This window comes from Microbacterium algihabitans (assembly GCF_032464975.1).
In the GTDB taxonomy this organism is placed as follows: Bacteria; Actinomycetota; Actinomycetes; order Actinomycetales; family Microbacteriaceae; genus Microbacterium; species Microbacterium algihabitans.
In genome coordinates, this window is record NZ_JAWDIU010000001.1 from 958,502 (window position 1) to 982,458 (window position 23,957).

General features: G+C 71.6%; 23 protein-coding genes and 1 pseudogene. 19 read left to right on the forward strand and 5 right to left on the reverse strand.

Going from position 1 to position 23,957, the window contains the following annotated elements; all coding sequences use genetic code 11:
• Positions 1-158: 158 nt before the first annotated feature.
• The gene (locus tag RWH43_RS04500) at positions 159-728 is read right to left on the reverse strand and encodes a nucleotidyltransferase family protein (RefSeq protein ID WP_316000766.1); all 570 of its coding nucleotides are present in this window, start codon (positions 726-728) and stop codon (positions 159-161) included.
• A gap of 51 nt (positions 729-779) precedes the next feature.
• Between RWH43_RS04500 and RWH43_RS04505 the strand changes: the two genes are divergently transcribed.
• From RWH43_RS04505 to RWH43_RS04555, 11 genes are all read left to right on the forward strand, one after another.
• Positions 780-1,760: an XdhC family protein gene (locus tag RWH43_RS04505; protein ID WP_316000767.1), complete on the forward strand. Its 981-nt coding sequence runs from the start codon at positions 780-782 to the stop codon at positions 1,758-1,760.
• Positions 1,757-3,055, forward strand: a complete 1,299-nt coding sequence (locus tag RWH43_RS04510; RefSeq protein WP_316000768.1) for an amidohydrolase family protein — start codon at positions 1,757-1,759, stop codon at positions 3,053-3,055. The genes RWH43_RS04505 and RWH43_RS04510 overlap by 4 nt, the downstream gene beginning before the upstream one ends.
• Positions 3,052-3,678, forward strand: coding sequence for a helix-turn-helix domain-containing protein (locus RWH43_RS04515; RefSeq protein WP_316000769.1), 627 nt, complete (start codon positions 3,052-3,054; stop codon positions 3,676-3,678). The genes RWH43_RS04510 and RWH43_RS04515 overlap by 4 nt, the downstream gene beginning before the upstream one ends.
• A gap of 15 nt (positions 3,679-3,693) precedes the next feature.
• Positions 3,694-4,641 carry a PDR/VanB family oxidoreductase gene (locus RWH43_RS04520; protein WP_230704040.1) on the forward strand — a complete coding sequence of 316 codons (948 nt, stop codon included), beginning with the start codon at positions 3,694-3,696 and terminating at the stop codon, positions 4,639-4,641.
• Between the two features lie 923 nt (positions 4,642-5,564).
• Positions 5,565-6,815 carry an amidohydrolase family protein gene (locus RWH43_RS04525; RefSeq protein WP_316000770.1) on the forward strand — a complete coding sequence of 417 codons (1,251 nt, stop codon included), beginning with the start codon at positions 5,565-5,567 and terminating at the stop codon, positions 6,813-6,815.
• Between the two features lie 27 nt (positions 6,816-6,842).
• Positions 6,843-7,619, forward strand: coding sequence for an ABC transporter ATP-binding protein (locus RWH43_RS04530; protein ID WP_222123899.1), 777 nt, complete (start codon positions 6,843-6,845; stop codon positions 7,617-7,619).
• Positions 7,616-8,509 carry an ABC transporter permease gene (locus RWH43_RS04535; RefSeq protein ID WP_316000771.1) on the forward strand — a complete coding sequence of 298 codons (894 nt, stop codon included), beginning with the start codon at positions 7,616-7,618 and terminating at the stop codon, positions 8,507-8,509. The genes RWH43_RS04530 and RWH43_RS04535 overlap by 4 nt, the downstream gene beginning before the upstream one ends.
• A gap of 116 nt (positions 8,510-8,625) precedes the next feature.
• Positions 8,626-9,804: an ABC transporter substrate-binding protein gene (locus RWH43_RS04540; RefSeq protein WP_154096872.1), complete on the forward strand. Its 1,179-nt coding sequence runs from the start codon at positions 8,626-8,628 to the stop codon at positions 9,802-9,804.
• 442 nt (positions 9,805-10,246) lie between these two features.
• Positions 10,247-11,578, forward strand: a complete 1,332-nt coding sequence (locus RWH43_RS04545) for an FAD-binding oxidoreductase (protein WP_144830399.1) — start codon at positions 10,247-10,249, stop codon at positions 11,576-11,578.
• Positions 11,575-12,354 (forward strand): creatininase family protein, encoded by a 780-nt coding sequence (locus RWH43_RS04550; protein ID WP_144830402.1) that lies wholly within the window; start codon positions 11,575-11,577, stop codon positions 12,352-12,354. Before RWH43_RS04545 ends, RWH43_RS04550 begins: the two co-directional genes overlap by 4 nt.
• A 136-nt stretch (positions 12,355-12,490) precedes the next feature.
• Positions 12,491-13,726 carry an MFS transporter gene (locus tag RWH43_RS04555; protein ID WP_316000772.1) on the forward strand — a complete coding sequence of 412 codons (1,236 nt, stop codon included), beginning with the start codon at positions 12,491-12,493 and terminating at the stop codon, positions 13,724-13,726.
• A 29-nt stretch (positions 13,727-13,755) separates the two neighbouring features.
• On the opposite strand, the gene RWH43_RS04560 is transcribed toward RWH43_RS04555, so the two are convergent.
• On the reverse strand, positions 13,756-13,992 hold the full coding sequence (locus tag RWH43_RS04560; RefSeq protein ID WP_316000773.1) for a hypothetical protein: 237 nt from the start codon (positions 13,990-13,992) through the stop codon (positions 13,756-13,758).
• Between the two features lie 213 nt (positions 13,993-14,205).
• Here RWH43_RS04560 and RWH43_RS04565 point away from each other — a divergent pair, with 213 nt between their 5' ends.
• A complete protein-coding gene (locus RWH43_RS04565) occupies positions 14,206-14,751 on the forward strand; it encodes a LysM peptidoglycan-binding domain-containing protein (protein ID WP_316000774.1) in 546 nt (181 codons plus the stop codon).
• A gap of 67 nt (positions 14,752-14,818) precedes the next feature.
• A complete protein-coding gene (locus RWH43_RS04570; protein WP_316000775.1) occupies positions 14,819-15,199 on the forward strand; it encodes a hypothetical protein in 381 nt (126 codons plus the stop codon).
• 31 nt (positions 15,200-15,230) lie between these two features.
• On the opposite strand, the gene RWH43_RS04575 is transcribed toward RWH43_RS04570, so the two are convergent.
• From RWH43_RS04575 to RWH43_RS04585, 3 genes are all read right to left on the reverse strand, one after another.
• Entirely contained in the window at positions 15,231-16,025 is a 795-nt protein-coding gene (locus RWH43_RS04575) for an alpha/beta fold hydrolase (protein WP_316000776.1), read from the reverse strand.
• Between the two features lie 145 nt (positions 16,026-16,170).
• Positions 16,171-17,547: an amidohydrolase family protein gene (locus RWH43_RS04580; RefSeq protein ID WP_316000777.1), complete on the reverse strand. Its 1,377-nt coding sequence runs from the start codon at positions 17,545-17,547 to the stop codon at positions 16,171-16,173.
• Positions 17,548-17,713: 166 nt separating this feature from the next.
• Complete coding sequence (locus RWH43_RS04585) at positions 17,714-18,658, reverse strand: alpha/beta hydrolase (RefSeq protein WP_154096881.1); 945 nt, start codon at positions 18,656-18,658, stop codon at positions 17,714-17,716.
• 144 nt (positions 18,659-18,802) lie between these two features.
• Between RWH43_RS04585 and RWH43_RS04590 the strand changes: the two genes are divergently transcribed.
• The 6 genes and pseudogenes from RWH43_RS04590 to RWH43_RS04615 all read left to right on the forward strand — a co-directional run bounded on the left by RWH43_RS04590 (position 18,803) and on the right by RWH43_RS04615 (position 23,924).
• Positions 18,803-19,306: a pyridoxamine 5'-phosphate oxidase family protein gene (locus RWH43_RS04590; RefSeq protein ID WP_316000778.1), complete on the forward strand. Its 504-nt coding sequence runs from the start codon at positions 18,803-18,805 to the stop codon at positions 19,304-19,306.
• Positions 19,307-19,403: 97 nt separating this feature from the next.
• Positions 19,404-20,111, forward strand: coding sequence for an SDR family NAD(P)-dependent oxidoreductase (locus RWH43_RS04595; RefSeq protein ID WP_144830425.1), 708 nt, complete (start codon positions 19,404-19,406; stop codon positions 20,109-20,111).
• A gap of 74 nt (positions 20,112-20,185) precedes the next feature.
• Entirely contained in the window at positions 20,186-20,536 is a 351-nt protein-coding gene (locus tag RWH43_RS04600) for a carboxymuconolactone decarboxylase family protein (RefSeq protein ID WP_144830428.1), read from the forward strand.
• 2 nt (positions 20,537-20,538) lie between these two features.
• Positions 20,539-21,858 carry a M20/M25/M40 family metallo-hydrolase gene (locus RWH43_RS04605; protein WP_316000779.1) on the forward strand — a complete coding sequence of 440 codons (1,320 nt, stop codon included), beginning with the start codon at positions 20,539-20,541 and terminating at the stop codon, positions 21,856-21,858.
• A 425-nt stretch (positions 21,859-22,283) separates the two neighbouring features.
• Positions 22,284-22,757 (forward strand): annotated as a pseudogene (locus RWH43_RS04610) (amino acid ABC transporter ATP-binding protein); the annotation flags it as partial.
• A 186-nt stretch (positions 22,758-22,943) separates the two neighbouring features.
• On the forward strand, positions 22,944-23,924 hold the full coding sequence (locus RWH43_RS04615; protein WP_316000780.1) for an ABC transporter substrate-binding protein: 981 nt from the start codon (positions 22,944-22,946) through the stop codon (positions 23,922-23,924).
• Positions 23,925-23,957 lie beyond the last annotated feature (33 nt).

The window sequence follows — 23,957 nt, forward strand, 5'->3', positions numbered from 1 at the left end:
GTCGTCCCGGCTGTGTGACCCGTCGAATTATGACGGCTCCGAAAAAATATCCATCCGGTGGGGTTTTGTCTATAGCCACGTCAAAATTACGCACACCGTGACCTGAGCGTGATTTTCGGCCCGGCGCAGGCATCGGACAGCGGTCTCGACGAGGCCGGTCAGCGCGTGTCATGGTCGCGCCCCGACCACAGGTCGCCGCACTCCACGAGCTCGGCGTCTTGCGCGATGAGGTACGGCCGCGCCCCGATGTCGCCGCGGACCGACGCCGCCAGCGGCGCCCAGTGCGCTCGGCCGAGCAGCACCGGATGCCCCGGCGCGCCCTCGTAAGTCGCCTGCGCGAGGGCGTCGGGCGCGGCCCGTCGGGCGAGACGCGCCACTGCCGCGGGCGACACCCCCGGAGTGTCGACGGGCAGCACGACGACGGCGGTCGAGGTTCCGGATGCCAGCGCTCCGAGCCCCGCACGCAGAGACGCCGCCATGCCCGTGGCCCAGTCGTCGACCCGCACGATCCGGGCGCCCGGGGGCACGAGGGGGGCCGCGTCGTCGGCCGCCGCACCGAGTGCGACGACGACCTCGCGGCATCCGCCCTCGACGAGGGCACGCACCGCGAGGGCCAGCCACGGGGCGCCTGCGGAGGTGCGCGCGAGGGCCTTGGGGCCGCCGAAGCGCCGCCCGGCACCGGCCGCCAGCACGAGCCCCGACGTCGGCACGGGAGGGTCGGTGGCCATGGTCACGACAGCGTAGCGTGCGCGAAACACGCCCCGACTACCGTCGCCGACATGCTCGAACTGGCCGCCGATCTGGTGCCGCTGCTGGCGGCCGACGTGCCCGTCGCGGCGGTCACGGTGACCGCTGTCGTGCGCAGCGCACCGCGCGGAGTGGGGGCGACGCTCGCCGTCACCCGCGACGCGCGCGTGATCGGATCGATCTCGGGCGGGTGCGTCGAGAACGACGCCGTCATGCTCGGGCTCGACGCCCTGCGCACCGGCTCGGTGCGTCGCGCGCGCTTCGGTTTCACCGACGACGGCACCGTCACCCCGATCGCGGCCGGGCTCGCATGCGGCGGGGCCGTCGACGTCGTCGCCTACCCGGTCGAGGCGTCCGCCCTGCCCGCCCTCGAGGCCGCACGCGCCGGACGCGAAGCCACCGTGCACCTCACCCTCGACGGAGACCCCCTCGTGCTGCACCGGCCGGCGCTCCCCCGCCTGCTGGTCCTGGGCGCGGGCGAGCACGCCGCGGCGCTCTGCCGGCTGGGTGCCGCGGCGGGCTTCGCCGTGACCGTCTGCGACGACTGGGCGCTGCTGGTGACGGCCGAGCGCTTCCCCGACGCGAGCGAGCTCGTCGTCGCCGCACCCCACGAGTTCCTCGCCGCGCTCGACGACGTCGATGAGCGCACCGCCGTCTGCGTGCTCACCCACGACGAACGCCTCGACGTCCCCGCCCTCGCGGCGGCCCTGCGCATGCCCGTGGGCTTCGTCGGGGCGATGGGCGCGCGGGCGACCGTCGCGCGACGCGCGGCGCTGCTGCGCGCGGCGGGGGTGACCGACGCGGAGCTCGCCCGGCTGCACTCCCCCCTCGGCCTCGACCTCGGCGGACGCACGCCCGAAGAGACCGCCCTGTCGGTGATCGCCGAGATCGTCGCGAGCCGCAACCAGGCGAGCGCCCGCCCGCTCCGCGAAGGACGCGGGCCGCACCTCCACGCCGTCAGCGACACGGATGCCGAGGCGGTCGCCGCCTCGTGCGCGGTGAGGATCGCGTGAGCATCGTCGTCGTGACGGGCGCGGTCGCCGTGCTCGAAGGACCCGGTCGCGTGCGCACCGGCGACGTCGTCATCGACGACGGGATCGTGGTCGAGTCCGCGGACACCACCGGCGCGCGCATCATCGACGCCACGGGCTGCGTGGTGACGGCCGGACTCGTCAACGCCCACCACCACCTGCTGCAGACGGCGTTCCGCACGCTGCCGGGCACGCGCGGCCTCCCGATGCGCGAGTGGCTGCCCGCGATGGCCGCGGCCTACGGTGCCGCGGGCGTCGACCCCGAACTGACCGGACTCGCGGCGAGCGCGGGCCTCGCCGAGGCCCTGCTGAGCGGAGTGACCACGGTCGCCGACCACCACCTGACGTGGCCGGAGGGCGCCGACGACGTCGGCATGGCACGCGCCGCGGCCGCCGCCGCAGCCGACCTCGGGGCCCGGCTCGTGTTCGTGCGCGGCGCCGCTCGCGACGACCCCCAAGAGGCCGCCGCCTCGGCCGAAGCGATCGTCGAGGCCCTCGTCGCCGAACGCCCCGACGGGGTCAGCATCGACGGCATGCTGCAGGTCGCCGTGGGCCCGGCCGGCGTGCACAGCGACCCGCGCGAGACCTTCGATCTTCTCGCCGAGGTCGCGCGCCGCCACGGACTGCGGCGCCGCACCCAGGCCAACGAGGTCGTCGACGTCGAGGTCGCCCTCGAGCGCTACGGCCGGCGGCCGATCGACCTGCTGCAGGACTGGGGGTGGGTGGATGCCGATGTGACGCTCGCTCACCTGTGCGACGTCACCGCCGACGAGATCTCGCGCCTCGCGGCCGCCGGAGTCACGGCGACGCACGCCCCCGGCTGCGATGTGCCCATGGGCTGGGGCGTCGCCCCTGTCCGACGCCTGCTCGACGCCGGCATCCCGGTGGGCCTCGGCACGAGCGGCGGCGGCAGCAACGACGCCGGGCATCTGCTGGCCGATGCGCGCCTGGCGATGCAGGTCTCGGCCCTGGTGGGCCCGCAGCTGCCGGCATCCGAGGTTCTGACGATGGCGACGGCGGGCTCGGCCGACGGACTCGGTCGACCCGAACTGGGCCGACTCACCCCCGGGGCGGCGGGCGACGTGTGCGTCTGGGACGTGTCGGGAGTCGCCGACGCGGGCGTGGCCGATCCGATCGCCGGACTGCTGTGGGCTGCGCCCGGGCGCCGACCGCGCACGGTGATCGTGGGCGGTCGGGTCGTCGTCGACGAGGCGCGACTGGTCGACGCCGACGAGGCCGAGATCGTCGCCCGGCTGTTCGAGAGGGTGGGACGATGACGACCATGGCCCCCGCGATTCCCGCCGAGACGACGCCCACGAGCGAAGAGCGCCTCGGCGCCCACCTGCGCGGACTCCGCAAGGCGCGCGGCCTCACCCTCACCCAGCTCGCCGAAGCGGCCACCCTGTCGCACCCCTTCCTCAGCCAGCTCGAGCGCGGCCTCGCCCGCCCCAGCATGGCCAGCCTCGAGAGGCTCGCCCGCGCCCTCGGCACGAGCCGCGTCGAACTGATCGCCGCCTCGGAGCCCCCGCGCGCCGACCACGACGCGCAGCCCTCGTTCGTCGCCGCGGGTGAAGGCGTCGTCGGCCCCTACGCCGAGGGCACCGCCCGCCTGCTGGCCGAGGGACCCCGGCGCTTCGAACCGCTGGAGTTCACCGGCTCGAACGATCAGCCCGGCGATCACTACGTTCACGACGAAGACGAGTTCCTCACCGTGCTCGAGGGCTCGGTCGTGATCTCGTTCGGTCCCTTCGGCGAGCGCACGCTGCACGTCGGCGACTCCGTCTACTGCCGGTCGGGCACACCGCACCGCTGGCACTCGCCCGGCGGGCGCACCTACCGCCTTCTCATCGTCAAAGAGGTCGTGCACGGCGACGGCGCCGACGACGCGACCGACGTCTAGCGAACAGGAGTTCTCGTGAGTGCAGGGGTGACCTTCGACGCGGTGGTCCGCGAGAGGCGCGACGCCGCCGACGGCGTGATCGTGCTCGACCTCGAGCGCGCGACCGGCACCCTGCCGCACTGGTCACCCGGGGCGCACATCGACGTCGTGCTGCCGGGCGGCATCGAGCGCCAGTACTCGCTGTGCGGGTCGCCCACCGCCCGCGGCACGTGGCGCATCGGCGTGCTGCGCGAGCGCGAGGGCTCGGTGTGGCTGCACGAGAACGCGCAGGTCGGAGAGACCCTGCGCGTGCGGGGACCGGCCAACCACTTCCTCTTCGCCCCCACCGCGGGGCGGTCGTACGTCTTCGTCGCCGGGGGCATCGGCATCACCCCGATCCTGCCCATGCTCGAGGCGGCGGAGGCCGCGGGAACGACGTGGACCCTGCTGTACACCGGGCGCTCACGGCGCACGATGGCGTTCGTCGACGAGCTCGAGCAGAGCTACGGCGATCGCGTCGAGGTCTTCGCCGCCGACGAGGGGCGCCGCCTCGACCTCGGTGCGCGGTTCGCCACCCCCGTCGCGCGCGAGGTCGTCTACGCGTGCGGGCCCGCTCGGCTGCTCGAGGGACTGGATGCCGCCATGGCCGGCTGGCCGCGCGGGAGCCTGCACGTGGAGCGTTTCGAGGCCAAGGTGCTCGGCCCGCCGGTGTGGGCGGAGCCGTTCGAGGTCGACCTGATGATGTCGGGCCTCACAGTGACAGTCCCGCCCGAGCGCTCGATCCTCGACGTGGTGGAGGAGCAGGGCATCGTCGTGCCCTCCAGCTGCCGCGTCGGCACGTGCGGAACGTGCGAGGTCGCTGTCATCGACGGCGACATCGAGCACCGCGACTCGGTGCTGTCACCCGAGGAGCAGGACGCCAACCGCACGATGATGCCGTGCGTCTCGCGCGCGGCCTGCCCGCGGATCACGCTCGAACTGTAGGGCCATAGGTCCCTGAGCCCGCACCGAGGTCCCTGAGCCTGTTCCGAGGTCCCTGAGCCTGTCGAAGGGACCGCCGCCCACAGCCGCGCCCGGGGGCTTCGACAGGCTCAGCCACCTGGGTCGAGGTCGCGGGGTCTTCGACAGGCTCAGCCACCTGGGTCGAGGCCCCGCGCTGTACCGAGGTCCCTGAGCTTGTCGAAGGGACCGCCGCCCACAGCCGCGCCCGGAGGCTTCGACACGCTCAGCCACCTGGGGAGAGGCCCCGCGCTGTACAGAGGTCCCTGAGCTTGTCGAAGGGACCGCCGCCCACAGCCGCGCCCGGAGGCTTCGACAAGCTCAGCCACCTGGGGAGAGGCCCCGCGCTGTACAGAGGTCCCTGAGCTTGTCGAAGGGACCGGCACCCACAGCTGACCCCGGAGGCTTCGACACGCTCAGCCACCTGGGGAGAGGTCCCGCGCTGTACCGAGGTCCCTGAGCTTGTCGAAGGGACCGGTACCCGCAGCCGCGCTCGGAGGCTTCGACACGCTCAGCCACCTGGGTCGAGGCCCCGCGCTGTACCGAGGTCCCTGAGCTTGTCGAAGGGACCGGTACCCGCAGCCGCGCCCGGAGGCTTCGACACGCTCAGCCACCTGGGTCGAGGCCCCGCGCTGTACCGAGGTCCCTGAGCTTGTCGAAGGGACCGGTACCCACAGCCGCGCCCAGAGGCTTCGACACGCTCAGCCACCTGGGGAGAGCCCCGCCTGTCCGACAACTTTGTCGAGAGGGTCATGCGGGGGAAATACAGCGGAAACGCACGGTTCCTAGCATCGGATCATCGCCGGATGTTGGTCACACCAACACTGACGCAGCCGCCACAAGCGGCTCGGCCCCACTGATGTGGCTCCCGTCTTGCGCTTGTCTTCTCGACTTCTCCGGAGGCCCTCGTGTCTGCCGCTCCACCCGTCTCGATCGCCGCACTGCGCGGCGTGCGCCTGACCTCGGGCGCGCTCGTCGACATCGCGCTCGACGGCGACGAGGTGCTCGCGGTGGTTCCCGCCGGCAGCCCCCTCCCCGACACCGACGGCGAGGTGCTCGACCTCGACGGCTACCTCGTCACCACGGCCGGCGCCGAGCCTCACGCCCACCTCGACAAGTCGCAGTCGTGGGACGCCATCCAGCCCGCCTTCGGCGACCTCGAGCGCGCCATCGAGAGCTGGCATGCCTTCGCGGCGACCCTCGACGAGGACGACACGCTGCGGCGCGCACGCTCCACGGCGCTGCGCATGTTGGCATCCGGGATCACCTCCGTCCGCACGCACGTCGATCTGCTGCGCGGCGACGACGCTCTGGTCGGCGTGCGCGCCCTGGTGCGCCTGCGCGAAGAGCTCGACGGTCTCATGGACATCGAGCTCGTCGCCCTCGGGGGTCCGAACATCCCGGATGCCGTGTTCGAGGCGGCCCTCGACGCGGGAGTCGACCTGGTCGGAGGCGCACCCCACCTGGCCGACGACCCGATCGCCGACCTCGAGCGGCTGATCGCGCTCGCCCGTCGTCGCGACGTGGGTCTTGACCTGCACACCGACGAGAGCCTCGCCGGCGCCGACACCCTCGCCGCGTACGCCCGCCTGGTCGCCGGGTGGAACCGCCCGTGCACCGCCGGTCACTGCGTGCGCCTCAGCATGATGCCCGCGACCGACCTCGCCGCCCTCGCCGACGAGGTGCGCGCCGCCGACATCGGCGTGATCGCCCTGCCGATCACCAACCTGTACCTGCAGGGGTGGGAGGCCGACCACGCCGTGCCGCGCGGCATCGCCCCGATCGGCCGCCTCAAGGCCGCGGGCGTGCGCGTCGCCGCCGGGGCCGACAACGTGCGCGACCCCTTCAACCCCGTCGGCCGGTGCGACCACCTCGAGACCGCCTCGCTGCTCGTCGCCGCCGGCCACCTGGCCCCCGCCGACGCCCTCGACGCCGTGACCGTGGGCGCCCGTGACGTCATGAACCTCCCCTTCGCGGGACCCGTGGCCGGCGCCCGCGCCGACCTCGTCGCCGTGCGCGCCGCCTCCCTCGGCGACGCCGTGGCCTTCGCCGACGCCGACCGCGTCGTGCTCCACCGGGGGCGACTCGTGAGCCGCACCACGGTGACCACCCTCACCGCCGTCCCCACCCCGACCGCCGCGCCCGCGACGGCCTCCTGACCACCCGAACGGAAAGCGAGCGCCCCCGTGACCTTGGCCTCCCCCGCTCCCGCAGACGTCGCGGCATCCACCGCCCCTCTGCTGGACTTCCGCAACGTCGCCATGACGTTCCCCAACGGCACCACCGCCCTCTCCGGCGTCGACCTCACCGTCGAACGCGGCGAATTCGTCAGCGTTGTCGGCCCCTCGGGCTGCGGCAAGTCGACCCTGCTTCGCATCGCCTCGGGTCTCGAGACCGCGAGCGAAGGAACCGCCTCCGTCGCCACCGACCGCATCGGCTACGTCTTCCAGGACGCCACGCTTCTGCCCTGGCGCGACGTGCAGGCCAACGTCGAACTGCTGGCCGAGCTCAACTGGCAGCCCAAGCGGGTGCGCACGCCCAAGGCGAAGTGGGCGATCGACCTCGTGGGCCTCAAGGGTTTCGAGAAGCACCTGCCCAAGCAGATGTCGGGCGGCATGAAGATGCGCGCCTCGCTCGCGCGCTCGCTCACGCTCGACCCCGAACTGTTCCTCTTCGACGAGCCGTTCGGCGCCCTCGACGAAATCACCCGCGAGCGTCTGAACGACGAGCTGCTCAAGATCTTCGTCGCGCAGAAGTTCGGCGGACTCTTCATCACCCACTCGGTCTCCGAGGCCATCTACCTCTCCACCAAGGTCGTCGTGATGTCGGGTCGCCCCGGCCACCTCGTCGACACCTTCGAAGTCCCCTTCGACATGCCCCGCGACCCCGAGATCCGCTACACCGCGGAATTCGCCAAGCTCGTCGGCGAGGTCTCCCACGCCCTCCGGGAAGGACACTCATGAGCACCACGTCTGCAGAACCCGTCGTCACCGAGACGTCGGAGCCCACGGCATCCGTTCCGCCCGTCCAGCCGCCCGCACCCCGCACCACGGCGACCCGCCGCCGCGGCTTCGGTGCGCGCGTCGCCATGATCCTGCCGCCGTTGGGTGTGCTGGTCGTGCTGCTGGGCGCCTGGTACGGCGTCTCGATCGCACTTGCCGCCTCGGGCAAGGGCTTCCTCATGCCCATGCCGCACGAGATGTTCACCCTGGGCTTCTTCGACCCGCAGGTGGGCGCCGACATCTGGGTGGCGCTGTTCCGCACCACCGGCGTCGCCCTCACCGGCCTCGCGATCGCGATGGTCATCGGCATCGGCTGGGCCATCGCCATGTCGCTCGCCCGCTGGGTCGAGCGCTCGACCTACGCCTACGCCGTGATGCTCCAGTGCATCCCGATCCTCGCCCTGGTGCCGTTGGTCGGCTTCTGGTTCGGCTACGAGTTCCTCGCCCGCGTCATCGTCTGCGTGCTCATCGCGCTGTTCCCGATGGTGTCGAACACCCTGTTCGGCCTGCAGTCGGTCGACAAGTCGCAGCGCGAGCTGTTCCGCCTGCAGAAGGCGAACAAGTGGACGGTGCTCACCAAGCTCACCCTCCCCGCGGCGCTGCCCTCGATCTTCGTCGGCATGCGCACCTCGGCGGGCCTGTCGGTCATCGGCGCGATCGTCGGCGACTACTTCTTCCGCCGCGGCGAGCCGGGCATCGGCTCGCTCATCTCCAACTACCAGTCGCGCCTGCAGAGCGCCGAGCTGTTCGCCGCAATCCTCGCGGCCTGCCTCCTCGGCGTCGTCATCTTCGCCCTGTTCGGCTGGCTGTCGAAAGTGGCCGTCGGTCGCTGGTACGACAGCACCCTCTAGGCCCCCAGATCCCGGATGCCACAGCCCCTCCCGCGCGAGAGTGCGGGAGGCGGCATCCGGAGTACCCGAAAACACCCGCACCCGAGAGCTCCACCCGTCACAGAAAGCGAACCAGCATGCAGCGCTCCACCCTTCTTCGCGGCACCGCCGTCACCGGCGCCGTCGCGATCGCCCTCACGCTGACTTCCTGCGCCGGCAGCGCAGCGGAAAGCGCCCCCGCCGCCACCGACATGGCGATCGGCTCGGTCGACCTGTCGGCCGACTGCCCCTCGACCATCGTCGTGCAGACCGACTGGAACCCCGAAGCCGAGCACGGTCACCTCTACGAGATGATCAAGGACAACTACACGATCGACGCCAACACCAAGGCCGTCACCGGCCCGCTCATGGCGGACGGCGGATACACCGGCGTCAACCTCGAGATCCGCGCCGGTGGTCCCGCGATCGGCTTCCAGACCGTGTCGGCCCAGATGTACCAGGACGACAAGATCACCCTCGGCTACGTCAGCACCGACGAGGCGATCCAGCTCTCGGGCACCACGCCCACCAAGGCCGTGTTCGCACCGCTCGACATCAGCCCGACCATGGTCATGTGGGACCCCGCGACCTACCCGAACGTCAAGACGATCGACGACGTCAAGGGCGCCCTGACGGCGACCGGCGGCGTGTGGCGCTACTTCGACGGCTCGGCCTACATCGAGTACCTCAAGAGCGCGGGCCTGGCCGACTCGGCGATCCTCGACGGCTCGTACGACGGCACCCCGTCGAACTTCGTCGCCGCCGGCGGCAAGGACATGCAGCAGGGCTTCGCCTCGGCCGAGCCGTACGTGTACCAGAACGAGGTGTCGGCGTGGGGCAAGCCCGTCGACTTCGCGCTGATCCACGACGCCGGATGGCAGACGTACCAGTCGTCGATGTCGGTCAAGGCCGACAAATTCGACGAGCTGTCGCCCTGCCTCAGCAAGCTCGTGCCCGTGCTGCAGAAGGCCGGCGTGGACTACTACAAGGACCCGAAGGCCGCCAACGACCTCATCCTGAAGCTCGTCGACGAGTACGCGACCGGCTGGACCTACACCCAGGGCGTGGCCGACTACTCGGTCAAGACGCAGGTCGACCTCGGCCTCGTCGGTGACGGCCCCGACTCCACCTACGGCAACTTCGACGACGCCCGCTTCGCGGACTTCTTCTCCAAGGCCAGCAAGGTGTACACCGACCTCGGCACCCCGCCGGCATCGGGCTACACCCCCGCCGACCTCTACACGAACGAGTTCATCGACTCCTCGATCTCGTTCTGACCCGCCCGGCCCGGTCCGCCTCGTGCGGGCCGGGCCGCCGGTCGCCGAACCCAGGTCCCTGAGAACCCAGGTCCCTGAGCTTGTCGAAGGGCCCGAACCCGGCATCACGCCGAACCCAGGTCCCTGAGCTTGTCGAAGGGACCGCGCCCAGCGGAGATCGGTGGCTTCGACAGGCTCAGCCACCTCCCGACCGCAACCCCGCAACACGCCCGGTGGCTTCGACAAGCTCAGCCACCTCCCGACCACGACCCCGCAACACACCCGGTGGCTTCGACAAGCTCAGCCACCTGCCGACCACGACCCCGCAACACGCCCGGTGGCTTCGACAGGCTCAGCCACCTCCCGACCGCAACCCCGCAAACACGCCCGGTGGCTTCGACAGGCTCAGCCACCTCCCAAGCCCCTCGGCATCCGCCCCATCGTTCCACCCGGAGACACCCCCATGAGCGACACCGCCACCCGCGTCCTCTCCCTCGAGGACGAACTGCTCGACCTGCTCGGCCCCGCGGCCGTGAGCACCGAACCGCGCGTGCGCGAACGCGCCAGCGTCGACGGCTCGCCGATGTCGCCGATCATCGCCGCGAAGCTTCCGCTGGGCCTGGCCGACCTCGTCGTCTTCGCCGCGGATGCCGGGCAGATCGCCACCGCCGTCGCCGCCGCCGCGCGACACGGGGTGCCGATCACGGTGCGCGGCAAGGGCACCGGCAACTACGGCCAGGCGATCCCCATGCAGGGCGGCCTCGTGATCGACACCACCCGCGCCAAGGCGATCGTCGAGGTCGGCGACGGCTTCATCACCGCCGAAGCCGGCACCCCGATGGTCATGCTCGAGCAGGCCGCGTGGGCGAGCGGCCAGGCCCTGTGGATGTACCCCTCGACCGCGCAGTCGACGATCGGCGGCTTCCTCTCCGGCGGATCCGGCGGCACCGGGTCGATCGAGCACGGCTCGAACGACCGCGGCTTCGTCGCCGCCCTCGACGTCGTGCACGCCGACGGCAGCGCCGAGATCCTCCACGTCGAGGGCGACGAGGCCCAGAAGTACGTGCACAACTACGGCACCGCGGGCGTGATCGTGCGCGCGACCGTCCGCCTCGAGCCCCTGCGTGAGTGGCGAGGGCTGTGGGCGAGCTTCCCCGACTTCGCCGGCACCCTCTCGGTCGTGCAGACGATCGGCAACCTCACCCCGACCCCGCGCCTGGTCTCGGGCGACGGCGTCGAGATCTCGGCGGCCCTTCCCGCCGACGAGGCGATCCCCGAGGGGCGCTCGAGCCTGCGTGCGATCATCGACGCCTCGCTCATCGACGAAGTCACCGCGATCATCGAGGGTGCGGGAGGCCGCGTCGAGGCGGTGCGCGAGGGCCCGCAGGCGAGCATCCGCCTGTCGATGCTCAGCTACAACCACCCCATCGAGTGGTACCAGAAGAGCCAGCCGCACGAGGTGTTCCACCTCGAGGTCGCGGGCGCTCCGCTGGCCGACGACATCGAGGCCGTCGAGTCGGTGTTCGCGGGCGGCAAGCTCCACATCGAGTCGACGAAGGCCTTCCCGATCGGCATGCTCGCGGCCCCCTACGTGAGCGAGGAAGACGTGTACCGCGGCATCGCCGAGCTCAACGCGATCGGTGTCGGCGTGCACAACCCGCACCAGTGGAACGTCGACTTCAACGTCGAGCAGACCGCCGAGACCGCCGCCCTCACCGACCCGAACGGCCTGCTGAACCCCGGCAAGCTCAACCCCGACTACACCGGAGCGCGCAAGGGAGCGATCATCTCATGACCCGTCTGCTGGCCGAACTGAGCGGCCCCGCGGCCGCCGAGGCCCTCACCGATAAGTCCATCATCGTGCTGCCCACCGGCGCGATCGAGCATCACGGCCCGCACCTGCCCCTGGCGACGGATGCCATCGTGGCCGAGGCCTCGGCCACCGCCGCCGTCGCGCGCGCCGCCGCGCAAGGCCTCGACGTGTGGCAGCTGCCGACGCTGTCGATCACGAAGTCCGACGAGCACTCCTGGGCGCCGGGCACCCTGTGGCTGACGCCCGAGACGATGATGCAGACGATCGTCGACATCGGCCGGTCGCTGCTGACCACCCGCGCCCGCACGCTGGTGTTCCTCAACGGCCACGGCGGCAACGTCGCCCTGCTCAACGTCGCCAACCGCGAGCTGCGTCGCCGCTTCGGCCTGCGCACATTCTTCATGCCCGCGGCCCGCGTGCCCTCGTTCGACGGCACCGACGGCGGACCCGACGAGCACGGCACGGGCATCCACGCCGGTCACGGCGAGACGAGCATGATCATGCACCTGCGTCCCGAACTCGTCGATCCGTCGAAGTTCGAGGCCACGGTGCCGGCGCACATCGGCGAGTTCCGCCACATCGGCTTCAACGGCAAGCCCGTGACCTTCGGGTGGCTCTCGAACGACTTCGGTCCTACGGGGGTGCTCGGCGACCCGACCGGCGCGAACGCCGCCCACGGTGCGCAGCTGTTCGAAGACAGCGTGTCGTTCGTCGTCGAAGCGCTCGAAGAGATCAGCCGATTCGACTACACCGCGTGAGTCGCTCGAGGCGGGCACGACTCCTGCATATGCGGCGGTTCCCTGAGGTATTCGGCCCGGCAGGCCCGTTCTGCAGGAGTTGTGCAGCGCCCGGGTCGGATCCGATTCCGGATGCCGCGGTCTCGGCGGTGCGCGCGTGAGCGTCGCCGCCGAGACCGGCCAGGGCGTCCGCGCCTACGGCCAGGTGCTGCGTCTGCCCGGCGCCCGCAGCTTCGTCGCCGCCGGGATCCTCGCGCGCTTCCCCCGCGCGACGCTGTCGCTCGGCATCATCCTGCTCGTGTCGGCCGCGACCGGCAGCTTCGCCTCGGCCGGGCTCGTCGTCGCTCCCCTCGTCGGAGGCATGGCGATCGCGGCACCCCTGTGGTCGTCGCGCATGGACCGCCACGGCCAGGCCCGCGTGATCATGGTGTCGCTCGGATGCCTCGTGCTCGCGGCATCCGCCCTGCTCGTCCTCGTGCTCACCGATGCGCCGTTCTGGACGTGGCTCGTGGCCGCATTCGTCACGGGGGCGGCGACCCCCGACCTCACCTCGGCCGTCCGGGCACGGTGGACCGTGCTCGCCCCGCCGGCGCAGCGCACACCCGCGTTAGCCCTCGAGACGATCGCCGATCAGATGGTGTTCATCTCGGGGCCGCCCGCGATCACCGCTGTTGCCGCCGCCGTCGACCCCGCGGTGGCGGTTCTCGGCTCGCTCGGGCTCGGGCTCATCGGAGGCGTGTGGCTCGCCGCGCAGCGCGGCACGCAGCCAGCTCCGGCGCCGCACGCCCCGCGGCGCGGCATCGTGCTGCCTCCCGCCGGGGTCATTCCGATCGCTGTAGCCTGCATCGCCTTGGGCGGAGTCTTCGGGGCCTTCGACGTCAGCCTCGTCGGGTGGGCCGAGCTGAGCGAACGGCCGTGGCTCGCGGGCCCGGCGTTCAGTGCCCTGGCCGCGGCGATCGCGATCGGGTCTGTCGTGACCGGAGCCCGCACGTGGAAGCTCTCCCCCGCCGCGCGGTACATCCTCTTCGCGGCGCTGGCCTTCGCCGTCGCCCTCGCCCTGCCGTTCGCGCAGGGCTCTGCTCCGGTGCTGTTCGGGGTGATCCTGCTGCTCGGGCTCGCGGTGTCGCCGGTGATGGTGTCGGGCATCCTCGTGGCATCCGCCCGCGCCCCCGAGGGCCGGGTGACCGAGACCCTCGCCTATCCGACCGCGGCGATGTCGCTCGGCGTGCCGATCGGCGGCGTGATCGCCGGGGCGGCCCTCGATTCGACGGGACCCGCCGCCGCGCTCGTCACGATCGCGGTGTCGCTGGCGAGCGCGGCGGCGATCGCCGCGGTGGGCGAGGCGCTGCTGCGGTTCGCGCGTTCCAAGTCGCGCGAGACTGCATCTCGCTGACAAGTCCGTTGCAGGCTGCAACCGGGATGTCAGCGAGATGCAGTCTCGGTGTGCGGCCAGGCGTGATCGCCCGACCCCGGCTGCAGATCGACCTCCGCGGTTCTCGATCGGGCGAGCCGGACGGCGACGAAGATGTGGCCGGCAACCGCCAGCGCGAGAAGAACCACGACGACGGCGGGCGTGAAGTCCGGGACGTCCGCACCGAGCGCGGAGAACACGATGAACGGCACGGTCACGCAGACGAGTGCGCTCAGACCGAGCGACATCAGGAAGAGCGTGACGGACAGAATTCGATCCTTAATGGCTTCCTCCGCACTCGTCGGTGAGGACGGTACCCGTAGCCAGGATGAGACAGCGACCATTTCACCCGCGGAGGTGCGGAAGGCCGCCCACGCACCTCATGGCACCGAAACCCGCTCAGGCGCCGTCTCAACTCTGGGAGAGGCGAGCACGATAACCGCGCCCGTACACTTCGACGCATGGGGGCGCAGCGCACGGCGACGACGATCGGCATCGGCGTGCTGGCGGTGATCCTGACGGCGTGCACGCCGCCGCCCGGGCCGCTGATCGATGCGGTCCGCCCGTCAGCCAGTGCCCGCGCGACCCCCGAGTCGCCGTCGACGCCCGCGCCGCTCGTCGATGCAGGGCCATGCGACGCAGTGGCTCCGGTGCACGCCGTGGCCGATCCGGCGGATCCGGAGCAGTTGGGCGGGAAGACGCTCGAGATCCCGGTCGACCGCGGCCTGCTCGACACCGCCTCGGGAGAAGCGGTGCTGAACGCCGAGGGTGTTCCGGTGGCGTACCGAGTGGCTCCCGGCGATGTGTTCTCGACCATCGCGGCGCGGTTCTGCGTGGCCGAAGACTGGCTGCTGATCGTGAACCACGCCCGCCGCGACAACAACGGGCTGTACGCGGGCGACACCCTGAACCTCGACGCGCACACCATCTTCAGCGTCGGCGACCAGAACGGCGTGGTCTCCGACAACGTCTTCCCGCCGGAGTTCACCCTTCCGCCGCAGCGCTAGCGGGATCGACGGGCCGATTCGCGACAAAACGTGGTGCGGCCGCACAGCGCGCCGATAGCGTGAGGCGATGGATGCCGAGACCGTCGCTCAGTCGCTGGATGCGCCGCAGGTTTCGCGGTCGCGTGTCAGCCGTGGCCTGGTGTTGATCGTCGGGGTGATCTTGATCCCGATGGCGCTGAACATCATCTTCAACAGCTGGGGTCCCCTCACGCACGAGAGCGCCATGCGCATGGCGTTCGCCACGGTCGCCGGGCAGACGATCGCGATCCTGACCGTGGTCGTCACGCTCGCCATGACCGCCCTGACCCGCCGCAGGCGTCAGCTGCCCACGTTCATCGTCATCGCCCTGCTCGTGTTCGGTGCGGCGTCGGCGACGATGGGCGCCGCGGCCGACACGCTCTCGTCACGCCTGACGATCGTCGACCAGGTGAGCCGCCTGAACCCCTGACGCCGTTCTGCACTCGGCGCATTCTGGACACTCAACGAGCCAACGCGGCTTCCAAATGACGGAGCACCGAGACATGGCCGTCGTCGGGATGGAGGTCGAGCGTCGCGTGCGGGAGGGAAGCCTCAAGCATCCGGGCGTGAGCGGGAGGGATGACGCGGTCGCGCTCGCCCTGGACGAGCAGCACGGATGCCGAGACCTCCGCGAGCGCGACACCCCAGGGTCGGGTGAAGGCGAGGTCGTCGTCGATGAGACCCTCGGGCCCGTCGGCCTCGGCCGCGCCGGCGTCGACTCCCAGAGACGCCCATTCGCCCTCGAGGGCCGCGAAGTCGGCATCCACGAACTGCTCGGAATCGAACTCGTCGGTCTCGGCGAAACGGCGGCGGGAGCCTTCGCCCTCGACGGCCGACCGCAGCCCGCCCGGCGCCTGCATGCCGGCGAACCACGCCTCGTCGTCGGTGAACGGCGCGGGGCTCGCGAAGGTCACGACTTGGCCGACGAGCTCCGGCATCGCCGCCGCGCACGCGAGGGCGTGCGGGCCTCCGCCCGACGCGCCGACCGAGACGACGGATGCCACACCGAGGGCCTCGAGCACCGGAACGAGCCCCGCGGCGACGTCGGCGACGGTGCGGCCCGGCTGACGCGGCGACCCGGCGTAGGCGGGCCGGGCGACGGAGACGACGGCGAGCCCGTGCGCGTCGGCCGCCCGCTGCACCGGCGGCAGGATCGCGCCGGTCTGCGGCGACCCGTGGTGCCACAACAGCACATCGAGCCCCGCGACGTCGTCGACGGAGGTGTGGACGTCGAGCCCCGCGATGCGTCTGCGCATGCTCCCACGCTGTCACGGCGCGGCCTCGCGCGCGAGGGCGGGCGCGGGTCGCGGGTGCTCGCAGGCCTCTGAGCGTCCAGGAAACCCGGACGACCGGCGCGCGGGACGCGGCGTGTCGTGGACACTCAGCAGGAAAGGCGCGGGGTCAGAGGATGACGCCGAACTCCTCGGCCAGCGCGGGCAGCTCCTCGTGCAGCACGCGCGAGGCCTCGACCGCGAGCGGGTTGGTCGAGACGCCCCGGTCGTTGACGAGCTTTCCGCCGACGTAGACCTGCTGCAGGTTGCGCAGGCCGCAGGCGAGCACGTAGCTGCGCACGGGGTTCCACAGCGGTCCGATATCGGGAGTGCGCGGGTCGACGACCACGAAGTCGGCGAACTTGCCCACCTCGAGGCTGCCGACGCGGTCGTCGACGCCCATGATCTCGGCCCCGCCGAGGGTGTGCAGGCGCAGCACGCGCTCGGGCATCATCGACAGCGGGTCGTGGGTGCGGGCGCGCTGCATGAACATGCCCATGCGCATGTTCTGCCACGGGTCGGCGACGTCGGTGCAGGCCTGGTCGTCGAGGCCCATGCCGACCTTCATGCCCTGCTCGAGCATCTCGGGCACATGGGCGATGCCGGACGCCAGGCGCCCGTTCGACGCGGGCTGCCACGACATGGATGCGCCTCCCGCGGCGGCATCCGCGATGATCTCGGGCGTCGTCTGGATGAAGTGGCCGAACATCATGCCCGGACGGAGGGCTCCGGCGTTCTTGTACAGCTGGAACTTCGTCTGCTGGTGCTCGATCGCCTCGTAGGTCTCGAGGAAGTGCGCCTGGTTGGTCACGCCGAAGCGGTCCATGACGGCGACCTCGATCTCGGCGGCGTCGGGACGCGTCGACCACTGCACCTGGCCCATGATCGAGGCGCCGAGGGCGATGTCGGGATCCATCGCGAGCACGTGATCGAGCGAGGCCTCGAACCGCGCGAAGATCTCTTCGTCGGTGCCGACGGTGGCATCGAGAGCGATCGAGTCGACGAAGCGGAGCCCCGCGTCGTGGCATCCGTCGGCCTGCCGGGTGTGCCAGGCGTGATCGCGGAGCTGCCCGCCCCCGTCGGCGCGCTTGCCCTCGACCATCGGCTCCCACGGCAGGAGCGGGTCGGTGAAGTTGTACGCCGTGGTCACGCCGTTGGCGAGGAAGTCGAGCGAGCCGTGCAGCGTGGCCCAGTAGATCTGGTCGGGCGAGGCGTTGTTGAGCACGCTGAACATCGACGTGCACCAGCCGTAGAGCGTCTGGTCGACGCCGAGTCCGCGCGAGCCGCTCGTGAACAGGTGGCTGTGCGACGAGACGAAGCCCGGGGCGATGAACTTGCCGTCGACGTCGAGGATCTCGTCGGCCGTCGTGCCCGGCGCGGGGTCTCCGGCGCCGATCGCGGTGATGCGTCCGTCCTCGACGAGCATGTAGCCGCGCTCGATGTAGCCGGGGTCGTCGGTGCCCGCGGGGACCGTGATGAGACGTGCGTTGGTGACCAGGAGCGACATGTTGATGACGGTAACAATGGCGTGTTTCCGCGGTGTTCCGGGCGTGGGGCGGGTTGTTTGCGGGGCGGCCGGGGCACACCCATGTCCCGAAAATGGCTGGCCGAACGGGCCCCAGACCGCACAAAGTGGGACATGACCCCGCCGAAAGTGGGACGAGGTCAGGCCCTCACGCGAACGCCGCCCGCACGGCGGGCGCGACCTGCGCGAGCACCTCGTCGCGCGCGGGAGTCGAGGGGAACACCAGGAACAGATGCGGCACCCCCTCGCGCCGCACGAACTCGACCGGTACTCCCGAGGCCGCGAGCCGGTCGGCGTACTCCTCGGCCTCGTCCGACAGCGGGTCGACCGCGGCCGCGACGATCACGGCCGGCGCCGAACCGCCGAGCACCGCGGCCCGCAGGGGCGCTGCGTCGACGGGCACCCGGCGCGTGGCATCCGGAACGTACAGCCCCCAGTACCACTGCATCCCGCGCGCGGTGAGGGGCAGGTTCTCGGTGTGCGCGCGATAGCTCGGGCGCTCCGGATTCGGGGCGTCGAGCACGGGGCACAGCAGCACCTGCACGCGGATGCCGGGAGCTCGGCCATCGCGCGAGCGCAGGGCGAGCGCCGCCGCGAGGTTGCCGCCCGCGCTGTGTCCGGCGACGCCGAGTCGGGCGGGGTCGATGAGTCCGTCGGCCCCCGTCGCGGCGAAGCGCAGCGCGCGGTCGAGGTCGTCGAGACCGGCCGGGAAGGGATGCTCGGGCGCGAGGCGGTAGTCGACGCTCAGCACCTGAGTTCCGGTCGCGAGAGCGAGGGCGCGGCACAGGGCGTCGTTGTTGTGGAGGTTGCCGGCGACCCATCCGCCGCCGTGGGCGAAGACGAGCGTTCCGCGGTGGCCGGCGCGCGGGCTGTAGAGGCGCAGGGCGAGACCGTCGGCGTCGAGGTCGATCGACTCGAGCGTCGCGTCGTCGGGTGAACGCACCCACGACGGGTTCGCGCGCAGCTCGGCGATCCGCGCGGCATCATCGCCGTCGGCATCCGTCGCCCCCGATGGGATCGTGCCCGCCTGAGCCGCCAGGCGTTCGAGGTGGGCGCGCACGGCGGCGTCGGTGATGGCGGGGTGGACGCTCACGGGTCTCCTGCGGGTCGGGGCTCACGGGCGCCGCAGGCGGCGCTGCCCCGAGCGTAAGACGCCGGATGCCGAGGGATCGGCTCGCGCGACGAAGCTTCACCCCGCCGAAACATCCATGTCGCCCCGCGCCTCCAGCATGAGCGCATGACCTCCCCCGAAGAGCGCGCCGCCGCGATCCTCGCCGCGCAGCGGTTCGTCGTGATCGGCACGGCCGATGCCGTCGGGCCCTGGACCGCCGCCGCCCAGTACCGCCTGCTGCCGGGCGGACTGTACGTCGAGTCCGACCTCGCGTCGCGGCATGCGCGGGCGATCGCGGCCTCGGGCGCGGCATCCGGGGTCGTGTACGACTCCTCCGCGGGGCTCGCCGACGCCGACGGGGTGCAGCTGTCGTTCCGGGCGAGGCAGGCGGATGCCGACCCGGCGGCCGTGCGCGAGGTGCTGGCCGCGCGTCTTGCCCGCGACGCCGTGACCGCCGCCATGCTCGACGACGAGGTCGCGGCGATCGTCGCGACTGCGCGCAAACGCCTGTACGTCTTGGAGGTCGAGCGCGCCTACGTCTTCGATCGCGACGCGTGGCGCACCCGCGGCACCGACGCGCGCCTCGAGGTGGATGCCGCGGCGGTGTGGCGGCTGCTGGATCGGACCTGACGAGCGTTACGCCCGCGAAACAGCGCCGTCGCCGCCGCGTTCGCCGCCGGGCGTACGGTGACCGCCAGGGCGACCCGACGCCCGCGGGAGGAGCGTCATGTCGCAGCGCGTCATCGTCACGGGAGGCTCCGGAGGCATCGGCGCCGCCATCGTCGCCCGATTCGCGGCCGATGGAGCCCGAGTCGCGGTGCTCGATCGTCGCGCCCCGACCGACGGCGCGGCATCCGCCTACTTCTCCGTCGACCTGCGTGACCCCCTCGACACGCGCCGCGCGGTCGGAGAGGCGATCACCGCGCTCGGCGGGGTCGATGTGCTCGTGAACTGCGCGGGGGTGTTCCAGCACGTGTCGTTGCTCGACATCACCGTCGACGACTGGGATCTCGTGCTCGACATCAACGCCCGCGCGACCCTCGTGACGATGCAGGCGGTCGCCCCGCTCATGCTCGAAGCACGCGGCGGCACGATCGTGAACATCGCCAGCATGGCCGCCAAGCAGGGCGGCGGCGGAGAGGGGCACTACGCCGCGTCGAAGGCCGCGGTCGTCGCCCTCACCCGCGCCGGCGCGCAGGAATGGGGATGCCACGGCGTGCGCGTCAACGCCGTCTGCCCCGGCTACGTGCTCACCGACATGGGCGCCGACACCCGCTCCGACGACGACGTGCGGGCGTGGAGCGCGAAGTCGCCGCTCGGCCGCCTCGGCGTGCCGGAAGACGTCGCGGGCGTCACCCACTTCCTCGCCTCCCCCGCGGGCGGGTACCTCACCGGGCAGGCGATCAACGTCACGGGCGGCATGATCATGCATTGAGCGGGGGCCGTGTCTGTGACCCCGCGTGACCGCTCTCCCGCTCGCGCGCGGTGCGCGTGGTTACGGTAGCGAGCATGTCCGAGTACTTCGACCGCACCGCCGACAAGACGTACACCAAGGTGTACAAGACCGAGACCCCCGACATCCTCGCCGCGTTCGCCGCGTTCGATCAGGCCGTGTTCGCCCCCGAAGGGCGCGCGATCCCGCTGAAGTACCGCGAGCTGATCGCCCTGGCCGTCGGCATCACCACCCAGTGCGTGTACTGCATCGACGGACACTCGCAGAACGCCGTCAAGGCCGGAGCGACCGAGGCCGAACTCGCCGAAGCCGCGTGGGTCGCCACCGCCATCCGCGCCGGAGGCGGCTACGCCCACGGTCGCCTCGCCTTCAAGCTCGGCGAGGACGCCCGCCCGCACGAGCACTGACCATGACAGACGTCTCTCCCTCCGCGCCGGGTCCCCTCGAGATCGAGGCGCTGGAGTTCATCCGCGCGCTGATCCGCATCGACAGCGTCAACACCGGAGACGCCGCCACCATCGGAGACGGCGAGACCCGCGCGGCGCTCTACGTGAAGCAGCGCCTCGACGAGGTCGGCTACGAGACGGTCCTGGTCGAGCCCCGCCCGGGGCGCGCGAGCGTGGTCGCCCGGCTGGCCGGTTCGGATCCGGATGCCGGCGCCCTCGTCGCCCACGCGCACCTCGACGTCGTCCCGGTCGACGCCGATGATTGGACGCACCCGCCGTTCGGCGCCGAGATCCACGACGGCCTGCTCTACGGTCGCGGGGCCGTCGATATGAAGGACTTCGCCGGCATGCTGCTGGCCATCGCCCGGGCGTTCCGCCGCGACGGGATCGTTCCGCGGCGCGACCTGATCTTCGCCTTCTTCGCCGACGAGGAAGCCGGTGGCGTCTGGGGCGCGCGGTGGCTCGTCGAGAACCGCCCCGAGCTGTTCGCCGGGGCGACCGAGGCGATCAGCGAGGTGGGCGGCTTCTCGATCCCCCTGCCCGACGACCGTCGTGCGTACCTCGTCGCGACCGCGGAGAAGGGCGTGACCGTCGCCACGCTGACCGCCCGCGGAGCGGCGGCGCACGGATCCCGACCCACCGCCGACAACGCGGTCGTGCGCCTCGCGCGCGCCGTGGCCGCGGTCGGCGCACATCGCTTCCCCGTCGTGCGGACCGCGACGCTCGAGCGCTTCCTCGAGGTCTACGGACGCGCCAGCGGCGAGCCCCTCGACGGTGACGATCTGTCTCGCCTGGGGTTCTCGGCATCCGTCATCGACGCGGGAACGCGCAACACGGTCTCGCCGACCGTGCTCACGGCCGGCGGCAAGATCAATGTCATCCCCGCCTCGGCGAGCGCGACGCTCGACGTGCGCGTGGTGCCCGGCCAGGCGGACGCGCTGCGCGACGAGCTCGCGGCCGTCGTCGGCGACGACATCGAGATCGCGTGGTCGCGGTACATCCCGGCGATCGAAGCTCCGGCCGAGGGACGGCTGATGGACGTGCTGCAGCACGCCGTGACCGCCGAAGACCCCGACGGCACCGTCGTGCCGTACCTGCTGCCCGCGAGCACCGACAACAAGCACCTCAGTCGTCTCGGCATCCGGGGCTACGGCTTCGTGCCGCTGCGCGTGCCCGCCGACTTCGACGTGTTCGGGCAGTTCCACACGGCCGACGAATGCGTGCCGGTGGAGGCCCTGTTCTTCGGGACGCGGGTGACGGCGCGGATCCTGCGCGACGCCTGAGGGCGGGGGTGGCTGAGCCTGTCGAAGCCAGCAGTCCGCGCGGGTCGCGGTCGGGGAGGTGGCTGAGCCTGTCGAAGCCACCGGTCCGCGCGGGTCGCGGTCGGGGAGGTGGCTGAGCCTGTCGAAGCCACCGGTCCACGCGGGTCGCGGTCGGCAGGTGGCTGAGCCTGTCGAAGCCACCACCGGTCCGCGCAGGTTCCGGTCCCTTCGACAGGCTCAGGGACCTGGGTAGGGAGGGGGCTGAGCCTGTCGAAGCCACCGGTCTCCCGTCGGTACCGGTCCACGCGGGTCGCGGTCCCTTCGACAGGCTCAGGGACCTCGGTTCGGAGGGGGCTGAGCCCGTCGAAGCCACCACCGGTCCGCGCGGGTTCCGGTCCCTTCGACAGGCTCAGGGACCTGGGTAGGGAGGTGGCTGAGCCTGTCGAATCGTGTTCCAGAACTTCCACCTCTTTCCGCACCTCACGGCGCTCGAGAACATCACCGAGGCGCCGCTCGCTCTCAAGCGCCTGGGCAAGAGCGAGGCGCGCGAGCTCGCCCTCGCCCTGGGCCTGGCCGAGAAGGCCGACGCCTACCCCCGGCAGCTGTCGGGCGGTCAGCAGCAGCGCGTCGCGATCGCCCGCGCCCTCGCCCTGCAGCCCAAGGTGCTGCTGTTCGACGAGCCGACGAGCGCCCTCGACCCCGAGCTCGTGGGCGAGGTGCTCGACGTCATCCGCGACCTCGCGAAGCTCGGCACCACGCTCGTGATCGTCACGCACGAGATCGGCTTCGCCCGCGAGGTCGCCGACCGCGTGGTCTTCCTCGACGAGGGACGCATCGTCGAGCAGGGGACGCCCGACGAGGTGCTCACCCGACCGCGGCATGCGCGGACCCGCGACTTCGTCGCGAAGGTGCTCGGCTGACGCGTCCGCCGTGTTCCGGTGGCTTCGACAGGCTCAGCCACCTCGTAACCCGAACCCACCGCACCCCGGCGGCTTCGACAGGCTCAGCCACCTCGCAACCCGAACCCACATCGCCCCACCTCACCACCCGGCCCCTCGACGCGACACCGATGCCGCGGCATCCACACCCTCACAAGGAGATACAGCATGGCACTCAGCAAGAAGCAGGGGATCGCCCTCGGCGTGATCGCCGCAGCCCTCGTCGCCGTCGTCGGCGTCGGCGTCACCATCGGCCTCACCCGACCGACCGAGGCGGTCGCGGCGCCCGAGCGCTCGGCATCCGCCACGAATGCCCCCGCGGAATGGGTGCACACCGACGCCGTGCCCGACGCCGTCGCGGCCCTGAAGGCGAGTGGCTTCACCCCCATCGAGCCGGGCAAGCTCACCGTCGCGGTGGGCGCGTTCACCCCTCCCCTGAGCTATGTGCCCGAGGGGGAGACGCTGCCGTCGGGCACCGAACCCAACATCGGTTCGCTCATCGCCGAAGGTCTCGGCCTGGAGTACAACCCGGTCGTGGTGGCGTGGGCGGACTGGCCCCTCGGCATCCAATCGGGGAAGTACGACCTCATCACCGCCAACGTCACGGTGACCGAGGAGCGCAAAGAGCTCTACGACTTCGCGAGCTACCGACAGGACCTGCTGGGCTTCGCCGTGCGCGCCGACAGCTCGATCGCGAAGATCGAGACCGCCGACGACATCTCGGGGCTGAAGATCGTCGTCGGCTCGGGCACCAACCAAGAGAAGGTGCTGCTCAGCTGGAACCAGGAGCTCTCCGCCGCCGGCAAGGCCCCCGCCGACCTGCAGTACTACGACGACAACGCCGCGGCGACCCTCGCCCTGCTCTCGGGCCGCGTCGACGCCACCTTCGGACCGAACGCGACCGCCGCGTGGGCGGCGCGCGCCACCGGTGAGACCAAGGTCGTCGGCGTGGTTCCGGGCGGCTACCCCCTGCAGGCCGACATCGCCGCCGGCACCAAGAAGGGCAACGGCCTCGTCGAGCCGGTGCAGATCGTGCTGAACGACCTCATCGCGAACGGGAAGTACGCCGAGGTGCTGAAGGCCTGGAACCTCGATTCCGAGGGCATCTCGACCTCGCAGATCAACCCGCCGGGACTCCCGAAGTCCTGAGGGCCCGCGCACGGCCCGGTCTTCTTCGACCGG

Bases quoted from the DNA above. Each gene is read 5' to 3' on its own strand.
- RWH43_RS04545 (WP_144830399.1), top strand. From the start codon at position 10,247: ATGAGCGACACCGCCACCCGCGTCCTCTCCCTCGAGGACGAACTGCTC.
- RWH43_RS04575 (WP_316000776.1), bottom strand. From the start codon at position 16,025: ATGCGCAGACGCATCGCGGGGCTCGACGTCCACACCTCCGTCGACGAC.
- RWH43_RS04565 (WP_316000774.1), top strand. From the start codon at position 14,206: ATGGGGGCGCAGCGCACGGCGACGACGATCGGCATCGGCGTGCTGGCG.
- RWH43_RS04500 (WP_316000766.1), bottom strand. From the start codon at position 728: ATGGCCACCGACCCTCCCGTGCCGACGTCGGGGCTCGTGCTGGCGGCC.
- RWH43_RS04600 (WP_144830428.1), top strand. From the start codon at position 20,186: ATGTCCGAGTACTTCGACCGCACCGCCGACAAGACGTACACCAAGGTG.
- RWH43_RS04580 (WP_316000777.1), bottom strand. From the start codon at position 17,547: ATGTCGCTCCTGGTCACCAACGCACGTCTCATCACGGTCCCCGCGGGC.
- RWH43_RS04590 (WP_316000778.1), top strand. From the start codon at position 18,803: ATGACCTCCCCCGAAGAGCGCGCCGCCGCGATCCTCGCCGCGCAGCGG.
- RWH43_RS04505 (WP_316000767.1), top strand. From the start codon at position 780: ATGCTCGAACTGGCCGCCGATCTGGTGCCGCTGCTGGCGGCCGACGTG.
- RWH43_RS04550 (WP_144830402.1), top strand. From the start codon at position 11,575: ATGACCCGTCTGCTGGCCGAACTGAGCGGCCCCGCGGCCGCCGAGGCC.
- RWH43_RS04535 (WP_316000771.1), top strand. From the start codon at position 7,616: ATGAGCACCACGTCTGCAGAACCCGTCGTCACCGAGACGTCGGAGCCC.
- RWH43_RS04540 (WP_154096872.1), top strand. From the start codon at position 8,626: ATGCAGCGCTCCACCCTTCTTCGCGGCACCGCCGTCACCGGCGCCGTC.
- RWH43_RS04605 (WP_316000779.1), top strand. From the start codon at position 20,539: ATGACAGACGTCTCTCCCTCCGCGCCGGGTCCCCTCGAGATCGAGGCG.
- RWH43_RS04515 (WP_316000769.1), top strand. From the start codon at position 3,052: ATGACGACCATGGCCCCCGCGATTCCCGCCGAGACGACGCCCACGAGC.
- RWH43_RS04595 (WP_144830425.1), top strand. From the start codon at position 19,404: ATGTCGCAGCGCGTCATCGTCACGGGAGGCTCCGGAGGCATCGGCGCC.
- RWH43_RS04615 (WP_316000780.1), top strand. From the start codon at position 22,944: ATGGCACTCAGCAAGAAGCAGGGGATCGCCCTCGGCGTGATCGCCGCA.
- RWH43_RS04560 (WP_316000773.1), bottom strand. From the start codon at position 13,992: ATGTCGCTCGGTCTGAGCGCACTCGTCTGCGTGACCGTGCCGTTCATC.
- RWH43_RS04570 (WP_316000775.1), top strand. From the start codon at position 14,819: ATGGATGCCGAGACCGTCGCTCAGTCGCTGGATGCGCCGCAGGTTTCG.